Below are 9,549 nucleotides of genomic sequence, written 5' to 3'. Positions count from 1 at the left end.
TCTTAAACGTAGAAAAAGCTCAAGAGCATAAAATCTACGACAATGAAGAAATAAAAAATATTTTAACAGCTTTAGGTGTTAAATTCGGTACCGCAAATGATGAAAAGGAATTGGACTTGTCCAAACTTCGCTATCACAAAATTATAATTATGACAGATGCGGATATTGATGGCTCCCATATCAGGACGCTTATTCTTACCTTGTTTTTCAGGTACATGCGTAATTTGATTGAAAGTGGTTATGTTTACATTGCTCTTCCACCATTCTATTTGTTGAAAAGAGGCAAAGAAGAAAGGTATTGTTGGACAGAAGAAGATAGGCAAAGGGTTGTTAAGGAATTGGCACCTGATGGAAAAGAAGACAGTGTCAATATTCAAAGGTATAAAGGTCTTGGAGAAATGAACCCCGAGCAACTATGGACCACCACTATGGATCCTGAAACGAGGACTTTGAAAAAAGTAACCATAGAATCCGCTGCAGAAGCTGACCATTTGTTCAGCATGCTTATGGGTGATGAGGTGGCTCCTCGAAGAGAATTTATTGAAAAGAATGCTAAATATGCAAAAATTGACACCTGATAAATGGTTGAAGTGTTCATAAAAGAATAAAAAAGGGCATTTCGCCCTTTTTTTATTCTATAAATAATTTAGTATCATTGGTCTACTTTTACCATATATAATAGAAAAAACATGAAATTGATCCAGCTTGATAAAATTGAAGAAACCATCAATAATAGCAAATTAATCAGTAGGGATCTTAGTTGGCTAAAATTTAATGATCGGGTTTTTGACCAGATTAAAAAGGAAAAAAGGAATATTTTCGAGAAATTTAAATTTCTTGCCATAGCCGCTTCTAATCTTGATGAATTTTTTATGATTAGGGTTGGCTCATTGTACAATTACCTTGATTATGATAAGGTTAGAATAGATTATTCAGGTCTTAGAGAGGATAGCTTTAAGAAAAAGTTAATGATTGAATCTCAGGTTTTTCATAAAAAGCTTCAGAAGCAATTTGTTGATGATTTGCTTGCCATTACCAAAGAATCAGGTTTTCAACTGAGCAATGTACGTAACCTTTTGCCGGAAGAGCAAAAAACGGTCGAAGACTATTTCTATAAAGCCGTTTACCCCATGTTGACGCCTATGGTTTTTGATGGTTACCATACTTTTCCAATTTTAATGAACAAATTGTTAATATTTGGAGTGGTAACCATAGGCCCCGGGGAGAAAAAGGATAATAAAAAGCTTTCTTTTGTACAAATTCCTTCCAATATCCCAAGGTTTTTTGAACTTGAGAGAGAAGATATGACCATCTATGTTCCCATAGAAGAAATGATCAGGGAGCATATTGTGTCCTTGTTTAGAAATGTAAACATAGAATCCATTAACCTTTTCAGGATTACTCGAAATGGTGATTTTACCTTGGAGGAAAGTGAAGACATGGATACCAACTTTCTGGAAGAAGTCAAACGCAAATTGAATGAAAGAAAAACAGGCAGGGTTGTTAGAATAGAAATTGAAGAAGGGTACAGCAAGTGGATGGTTAATTTGCTCAAACAACGGTGGACCTTACATGATGACAGTATCTTTAAAATAGAGCGGAAAAGTCTGATGGACTTTACCGGACTTTGGCAGGTAATAGGCAACAAAAGGTTTAAAGATAAAATGCCAGCTGCTCCTACTCCCATACCGCCATTGTCTTATCCTGAGGCAGCCTCTGAAGATATATTTGAGGTGTTGAAACACAAGGATGTTCTACTTCACCACCCTTATAATGATATGGAGCCTATTTTGGAGCTTTTAGATAAAGCGGCAGATGATCCACATGTGATGGCCATCAAAATGACCATTTACAGGTTGGCTAAAAATTCTCGAATTGTAGGAGCTTTGCTTAAAGCGGTGGAGAATGGGAAACACGTTTCTGTGTTGTTTGAGGTGAAGGCTCGATTTGACGAGGAAAACAATATCAGAGAAGCCAAAAAAATGCAAAAGGCTGGGTGTTTTGTAATCTATGGCGTAAGTAATTTTAAAACCCATACTAAATTACTTTTAATCGTTAAGAAAGAAGAAAACAGAGTTACACGTTATGTGCACTTGGGTTCCGGAAATTACAATGAAGAAACCAGTAGGATATATACGGATATCGGTCTATTAACTACCAATGAAACCTTAGCCAATGATGTGTCGGAATTCTTTAATGTAATTACAGGTCATTCTGCACCTACTAGCTATCAAAATCTTATAACCTCCCCAAGAGATATGAGAAACAATTTGATAGAATTTATAGAAATTGAATCTGAAAATGCTAGAAAAGGCTTGCCTTCCGGCATTTTTATTAAAATCAATTCGTTAGAAGATTCTGAATTTATTCATGCACTTTATGGAGCTTCGCAAGCTGGCGTACCGGTTAAGTTGATTGTGCGCGGTATATGTTGTTTAAGGCCGGGGCGAAAAGGCTTGAGTGAAAACATTGAAGTGATCTCAATTGTGGGAGATTTCCTTGAACACTCAAGAATTTATCATTTTCATAACAATGGTGATCCCAGAATTTATGTTGGAAGTGCTGACGCAATGGTAAGAAGCTTTGACAAACGTCTGGAGTCTTTATTTAAAGTTGAAAATGAGTTTCTTCAAAAACAACTTATGAATATCCTCAGGTACAATCTCTTGGACAATGTAAATGCCTATGTAATGCAAGAGGATGGGAAATACATAAGTAAAGAACCAAAAGACGGAGAAGAGATTTTCAATATTCACCAAAGGTTTTTTGAGTTAGAACCTGCGATGATAGAGGATGTCAAATTAATAGATTGAAATATTTAAAAAATAGCATTTAAAAAAGCTACGACTATTTGGTTGTAGCTTTTTTTGATCTAAACCCTGCTTGTCTATTTATAGGTGTAATGAAGGAGTGTCAATTCCCCCTTTTTTTGCTCATTTCTTTTTTCCCGCTGCCATTAAAATAAAACCTGCCACGATAGCTATGCCTCCGGCGTAAGGAGGCCATTCGAGGTTGTTTTCTTTGTCTGTACTAATTTTTAATGGTCCGGCATCAATTATAGTTTCTTCGGTTGTAAAGGAAATGCCTGTAATTAAAAGCATGACTGTTCCTGCAATGATTAAAATTATTCCTAAAAATTTCATCTTAAATAGCGTTGGTGTTATAGGTTAAGTTGCAAATAGTCTACCAATTTTTTTGGTATTTTGCAATCTAAGTCAATTTACATTTTTTGGTATTTACCTTTGGATAGTTTGTTTTTTAATTTGAAATAGTTGATAAATCCGGTGATTAATAAAATTACGCTGATCAGGAAAGATAAATATCCGAGGCTCCTAACGTTCGCAAGGTCATTAACTTTAATTAATGCCGTACCACTTACAATAAAGTATAAACTAGTTCTAATATAGGCCAATAGGGTGCGGTCGTTTGCAAGCTTTGTCCTCTGGCGAGCTAAAAAATCTCTAACAATCAGTGTCTCTTCTGTTTGATTTTCCATAAATTTGCGCTTTGTTTAGATTTAGCAATCAAATTAGACTTATAACCGATAAATTTAAGTAAAGGTATTTAGGTATAAGTTTATGAGCAGTTATATTTAGAATACGCAAATATTGAAAATTAATGAAGCAAAGCATGAAAAATTTTATACTAACATTACTGGTTTTTGTTTTAGCAGTAAGTTTAACTATGGCGCAAGGTGGTACCAACGTTCCGGAACCAATTCCAACAGATACATCCTATTGGCAATCCGAATTCAGTGCTGGATTGAATTTCAATCAAGCCGGATTTAGTAATAATTGGAAAGCCGGCGGGGTTAATTCTGTGGCATTTGGTAGTATCATTGCAGGAAAAGCCCTTTACCAAAAAGATAAAATATCCTGGGACAATGAATTGGAGCTATTATTCGGAATAGTAAGAAATGAAGGGGAAGGAACTAGAAAGTCCAATGACAGAATATTTTTAGATTCAAAATTAGGCTACCAGATGAGCAAAAAGTGGTCAAGTTACTTCTCCGTAAATTACCTTTCACAATTTGCAGAAGGTTACAAATACAATGAAGATGGCACAAAGTCTTTGATCTCTAAATTTATGGCTCCTGGCTATTTGACATCATCCTTAGGTTTTGAGTTCAAACCAAATAAAGAGTTTTTCTTAAGGATAGGTCCATTTTCCCCCAGGTTTACATTCGTAACAGACGATCAAATTATTGCAAATGTACCGGCAAACTATGGGGTGCCCGCAGGTGAAACGGTAAGGGTAGAGTGGTTGGCCATGCAGGTATTCGCCAGTCTTGACAAAAATCTTTCAGAAAACCTTAACCTAAAATCTAGATACACCATGTTTGCCAACTATGAGACCTTATCATTGAAAAATATAGATCATAGATTGGATGTAACACTTACGGCAAAAATTTCAAGTATTATCAATGTTACCCTTACAGGGATATCTTTATATGATATAGATCAGGATCCGGGGGTTCAATATAGCCAGGGCTTAGCATTGGGTATATTGTATAAAGTGGGTAACAAAAAATAGATTATCAACCATTTTTTATCAGGTTAATTTGGTTTTTAATCAGGTATTGTTAATTTTGTTTGTATTATGGTAGTTAAATAATAGTTGGTTTAGTTTTCAAAATAAAAAGCAGGGGATATTCCCCTGCTTTTTTATTTTTATGGCTATTTTATTTTTCCTTATTACCTATTTTATTACCCCTTTTGACTGTTTAATATGGGCTAGCAAACAAAAAAAGCTATGAAACAATGTCTCATAGCTTTAGTCAATTAACAATAAACCCAAAATAACCTGCTGTAGGAGAAGGAGTCGAACCTCCACGGAGCAGTTAGGAAAAATACGAGCTCGATATCTTCTTTATCCTGTGATCTCCACCCCCGAGACAGGAGGGCATGTCTGCCAGTTTCATCATCCTACAGTATATATCAGTAATAAAGCTTCCCTTTACTACCCAAAGACCTTTTGTCTCTGTCTGATATTTCAAAGGTAAAACAAACCTATTAAAGTTAAAAATATGATAATGAAAATACTTAATTAATACATTATATTTAATTTTAAGGTTTCATGGTTATTGTATTGATAAAAATTGTATTGTTTTAAGCTCGCTTATTAACGATTTTTGAAAAATACATTTTATTTTTTTGATTACCTTAGAGTTTTAACGCAACGATTGACATGCAGGAGCCTATCAAGACGTATGAGATGCCCAAAATCACCAACAAAAGGGCGTTCCAAATTTATGAAGTTCAAGGAAAAACCATTCAAAATAGTACCTACCCTCATGAGACTGATAGACCTCATCGACATAAATACTATGAGATATGTGTTTTTGTAAACGGAGCAGGGAAGCATGAGATTGATTTCAATAGCCATAGCATCCATTCGCGAAGTGTACATTTTCTAACCCCCGGACAAGTACATAAAATAAGTAGAGAAAATGATTACCATGGTTACCTTATGGTTTTTTCTAGAGAATTTTATGCCTTAGATACGAAAAATGAAGAATTTCTTTTTCAACTTCCTTATTTCAATAACCCTACTTTGGTCCCAATTCTTAACTTAAATGAAGAGGATTTTAAGGAACTTTTAGATTTGATTGAGGCGATTGGAAAAGAATACAAAAAATGGAACAGCTTTACCACGGCCATTCTAAATAATTACCTTCAAATTTTTCTGATCAAATGCAAGCAATATTACCTTAGGTATTTTGCTGACAAAAATAATACATTGGATCCGGATTTTGTTTTGGTTCAACAATTCAATGCCCTCGTTGAACATAATTTTAAGCAAGTACATCAGGTTCAGGATTTTGCAGATCGAATGAAGCTTTCGCCTAGTGTTTTAAACAAACATGTGAAAAAAATAACCGGTATGACTGCCGGAGAGGTGATTTTGGAGCGTCTAATGCTTCAAGCCAAACGGTATCTTATCTATACGGACCTTTCGAATAAGGAAATTGCTTATGAACTGAATTACCCTGATCCATCCTATTTTAGCAGAATTTTTAAAAAGAAAACAGGGGTTTCCCCATCAGAGTTTAGGTGGGTAGAAAACGAAAAGTACCAGCAATAGAGTGAATAATGCCTTTATACTTGATAAATTTTAAGATATCTTTATCATCTTAAACAAAAAGTGCATGATTTGACGTTTTAGAAATCAGATTATAATACTGAATTTTAAAGGTACAAATCCCAATTCCAAAATAAACTTAAACCCATTAAATTTATGATTGCAATTGATTCTGAAATCCAAGCCAAAGATTTAAAATCTGCTCTGGATAAATTTTGGCAACTCTCTGCTGAGAAAATCTCCGCAATTGAAAAGGAATATCCCCAAAATCAAGGTTCCCCGGTTTTTACTGTAGACGGAAAATATGCAACCAGAGGATGGACCGAATGGACACAAGGCTTTCAGTTTGGCTCTTCCATCTTGCAGTTTGATGCCACAGGTGAAAAGAGTTATCTCGAAAAAGGAAAGCTAAAGACACATCAATACATGGCCCCTCACATCAGCCACACTGGAGTACATGACCATGGTTTCAACAATGTCAGCACCTATGGTAATTTGTTGAGACTAATGGTGGAGGAAAAAATTCCATATGTTGAATGGGAAAAAAATTATTACGAACTGGCCTTGAAGATTTCAGGAGCTGTGCAAGCCAGCCGATGGTCTCCCATCAAAGATGGTGGATTCATGTATTCCTTCAATGGTCCCCATTCCCTCTTTGTGGATACCATTAGAACCGTAAGGATTTTAATGCTTAGCCATAGCTTGGGACATGTGCTCCAAGAAGAGAATGACAAGAAAGTCAATCTTCTTGTTAGGGGATTACAACATGCCAAAGCAACTGCCGATTATTCTGTCTATTATGGTGAAGGTAGAGACAGGTATGATCTCTGGGGTAGGACGGCACACGAAAGTGTCTTTAATACCAATGACGGCAATTTTCGTTGCCCTAATTCTCAGCAAGGATATACTGGGTTTTCGACATGGACACGTGGATTGGCCTGGGCCATGTGTGGTTTTGCTGAGGAGCTAGAATACATAGAAACTTTATCGGAAAATTCGTTAAAAGCCTATGGAGACCCTGCAGAGATCAAAGCATTTTTGCTAAAGGCAGCTACAGCATCTTGCGATTTTTATATTGAGCATACACCTACGGACGGCATCCCTTATTGGGATACAGGAGCACCTAATCTTCATAAACTTGGAGATTATCTTTCTCGTCCTGCGGACCCTTACAATGACTTTGAACCGGTAGACAGTTCTGCAGCTGCCATCGGTGCTCAAGGATTATTGAGACTAGGTCATTACCTAAAGAAAAACGGGGATGAGAAAAAAGGAAATACATACTGGCAAGCAGGGCTTACCGTTCTCAAAACTTTGTTGGACGAGCCCTACCTAAGCACAGATAAAAATCACCAAGGATTGATTTTGCACTCCATTTATCACGAACCAAACGGATGGGACAATGTGCCTGCAGGTCAAAAAATTGCCTGTAATGAATCCAGCATGTGGGGAGATTATCATGCAAGAGAGTTGGCTTTGTATGTACAACGCATCATAGATAAAGATACTTACTACACTTTCTTTAATTGTCTGTCATGAGTCCGAAACCTATAAAAGATTTAAGTAAGCTTTGTATTCACACCATTACCACAAAGCCTTGGAGCTTGGAAGAATCCGCTGAAAACTATGAAAGAGTAGGAGTCAAAGGAATTTCCGTGTGGCGCCAATATCTTGGAGGACGAGATATAGCTGCTTCCGGAGAAAGGTTGAGAAGCCATGGTTTGGAAATTGTATCTTTGGTGAGGGGAGGGTTTTTCCCGTCGGTGTCTTCAAAGACCCGAGAGCAGGCCATTCAAGACAATTATAAGGCCATTGAAGAGGCTGCTGCATTGGGTGCTCCCATGATTGTATTGGTATGTGGTGCTGATCCAGGTCAATCTTTAGTAAGGTCTCGTGAACAAATCCAAGAAGGGATTGAAAAGGTATTGCCTTTTGCAATAGAGCATGGAGTGAAGTTGGCCATAGAGCCTTTGCATCCCATGTATGCAGATACCAGATCTGCAGTGAACACCATGGGACAGGCCAATGATATGGCAGAAGCCATAGGTTCAGATCATGTTGGTGTAGCCGCTGATGTTTACCACCTGTGGTGGGATCCTGATTTAAGAGAAGAACTTTTAAGATGTGGTCGAAACGACAATCTTTATGCCTTTCATATATGTGACTGGATGAGCCCAACTGTTGATTTCTTGAATGACAGAGGTTTAATGGGAGAAGGTTGTATAGACATTCCAACCATCAGAGGATGGGCCGAGGAAGCAGGATTTTCCGGCTTCAATGAAGTAGAAATTTTTTCTGACAGGCACTGGGCAGGAGACCAAAAAGAGTTCTTAGACAAGATTGTTGAAAGTTATTATAAGAGTTAAAAAAATATAGAAATGGAACACAAGGTAGGAATTATCATGAACGGTGTCACCGGAAGGATGGGCACCAACCAACATTTGATGCGTAGTATCGCAGAAATTATCAAACAAGGCGGGGTGAAGTTAGACAATGGGGATACCATTATGCCTGACCCGGTTTTGGTAGGTAGAAATGAAGACAAATTAAAAGCTTTAAGTAAGCGATCAGGTGTGGCCAAATACACTACGGATTTGGACAGTGTCATGAATGACGACCAATACAGTGTTTACTTTGATGCCCAAACCACAGGCAGAAGAGCTGATGCTGTAAAGCAAGCGGTAAAAGCAGGTAAACATATTTATTGTGAAAAACCGGTAGCTGTAGATACGGAGACAGCTTTGGAATTGCATAAAATCTGTAAAGAAGCTGGTGTAAAAAATGGGGTAGTTCAGGATAAGTTATGGCTTCCCGGTTTAAGAAAGCTTCAAAGACTTATTGAAAATGGATTTTTTGGCGAGATTCTTTCTGTAAGAGGTGAGTTTGGATACTGGGTGTTTGAAGGACAGACCATTCCTGCACAAAGACCTTCCTGGAATTACCGAAAAGAAGATGACGGAGGAATCATCGTAGATATGTTGTGCCATTGGAGATATGTATTGGACAATATCTTTGGTAAAGTAAAGGCGGTATCTTGTATGGGAGCTACGCACATCAAGGAACGTGTTGATGAGCAAGGAAAACCTTACAAATGTACAGCAGATGATGCTGCTTATGCAACATTTGAATTGGAAGGTGATATCATTGCCCAGTTTAATTCATCTTGGACGGTAAGGGTAAGAAGAGATGACTTGCTTACAGTACAAGTGGATGGAACCAAAGGTTCTGCAGTAGCCGGTCTAAGGGAATGTTATATACAGCATTATGGAAATACCCCAAAACCGGTTTGGAACCCTGATATCCCTCAACCAATTGAGTTTTACGAAGGTTGGTCTAAGGTGCCGGAGCAAGAGCCTATGGACAATGCATTTAAAGTACAGTGGGAATTGTTCTTGAAGCATATTGTTACGGATTCTCCTTTCCCTTGGGATATGAAAGAGGGTGCAAGAGGTGTACAATTGGCTGAAA

Annotated in this window: 9 protein-coding genes; 7 read left to right on the top strand and 2 right to left on the bottom strand. The window is 37.4% G+C overall.

The window, feature by feature from the left end; all coding sequences use genetic code 11:
- Both AAC037_RS11630 and ppk1 read left to right on the top strand, forming a co-directional pair.
- Positions 1-578: toprim domain-containing protein (locus AAC037_RS11630; protein WP_339903156.1), on the top strand; the 578-nt coding region annotated here is incomplete at its 5' end.
- Positions 579-689: 111 nt separating this feature from the next.
- Positions 690-2,813: a polyphosphate kinase 1 gene (ppk1, locus tag AAC037_RS11625; RefSeq protein WP_339903155.1), complete on the top strand. Its 2,124-nt coding sequence runs from the start codon at positions 690-692 to the stop codon at positions 2,811-2,813.
- Between the two features lie 120 nt (positions 2,814-2,933).
- Here the strand turns inward: ppk1 and AAC037_RS11620 are convergent, their stop codons facing one another.
- Positions 2,934-3,143, bottom strand: a complete 210-nt coding sequence (locus AAC037_RS11620) for a hypothetical protein (RefSeq protein ID WP_339903154.1) — start codon at positions 3,141-3,143, stop codon at positions 2,934-2,936.
- 77 nt (positions 3,144-3,220) lie between these two features.
- Positions 3,221-3,496: a DUF202 domain-containing protein gene (locus AAC037_RS11615; RefSeq protein WP_339675486.1), complete on the bottom strand. Its 276-nt coding sequence runs from the start codon at positions 3,494-3,496 to the stop codon at positions 3,221-3,223.
- 134 nt (positions 3,497-3,630) lie between these two features.
- Here AAC037_RS11615 and AAC037_RS11610 point away from each other — a divergent pair, with 134 nt between their 5' ends.
- The 5 genes from AAC037_RS11610 to AAC037_RS11590 all read left to right on the top strand — a co-directional run.
- Positions 3,631-4,533: a DUF3078 domain-containing protein gene (locus AAC037_RS11610; protein WP_339903153.1), complete on the top strand. Its 903-nt coding sequence runs from the start codon at positions 3,631-3,633 to the stop codon at positions 4,531-4,533.
- Positions 4,534-5,187: 654 nt separating this feature from the next.
- Positions 5,188-6,084, top strand: a complete 897-nt coding sequence (locus tag AAC037_RS11605) for an AraC family transcriptional regulator (protein WP_339675483.1) — start codon at positions 5,188-5,190, stop codon at positions 6,082-6,084.
- Positions 6,085-6,237: 153 nt separating this feature from the next.
- Positions 6,238-7,620, top strand: coding sequence for a glycosyl hydrolase (locus tag AAC037_RS11600; protein WP_339903152.1), 1,383 nt, complete (start codon positions 6,238-6,240; stop codon positions 7,618-7,620).
- On the top strand, positions 7,617-8,447 hold the full coding sequence (locus AAC037_RS11595; protein WP_339903151.1) for a sugar phosphate isomerase/epimerase family protein: 831 nt from the start codon (positions 7,617-7,619) through the stop codon (positions 8,445-8,447). The genes AAC037_RS11600 and AAC037_RS11595 overlap by 4 nt, the downstream gene beginning before the upstream one ends.
- Positions 8,448-8,459: 12 nt before the next feature.
- Positions 8,460-9,549: Gfo/Idh/MocA family oxidoreductase (locus AAC037_RS11590; RefSeq protein WP_339903150.1), on the top strand; the 1,090-nt coding region annotated here is incomplete at its 3' end.

Source organism: uncultured Cyclobacterium sp., from assembly GCF_963976465.1.
GTDB lineage: Bacteria > Bacteroidota > Bacteroidia > Cytophagales > Cyclobacteriaceae > Cyclobacterium.
The sequence above is the reverse complement of the archived record's forward strand: the minus strand, read 5'-3'. Positions and strand labels throughout refer to the sequence as shown.

Excerpts from the sequence above, each read along its gene's own strand:
- ppk1 (WP_339903155.1), top strand. The coding sequence starts at position 690 with ATGAAATTGATCCAGCTTGATAAAATTGAAGAAACCATCAATAATAGC.
- AAC037_RS11620 (WP_339903154.1), bottom strand. The coding sequence starts at position 3,143 with ATGAAATTTTTAGGAATAATTTTAATCATTGCAGGAACAGTCATGCTT.
- AAC037_RS11615 (WP_339675486.1), bottom strand. The coding sequence starts at position 3,496 with ATGGAAAATCAAACAGAAGAGACACTGATTGTTAGAGATTTTTTAGCT.
- AAC037_RS11610 (WP_339903153.1), top strand. The coding sequence starts at position 3,631 with ATGAAAAATTTTATACTAACATTACTGGTTTTTGTTTTAGCAGTAAGT.
- AAC037_RS11605 (WP_339675483.1), top strand. The coding sequence starts at position 5,188 with ATGCAGGAGCCTATCAAGACGTATGAGATGCCCAAAATCACCAACAAA.
- AAC037_RS11600 (WP_339903152.1), top strand. The coding sequence starts at position 6,238 with ATGATTGCAATTGATTCTGAAATCCAAGCCAAAGATTTAAAATCTGCT.
- AAC037_RS11595 (WP_339903151.1), top strand. The coding sequence starts at position 7,617 with ATGAGTCCGAAACCTATAAAAGATTTAAGTAAGCTTTGTATTCACACC.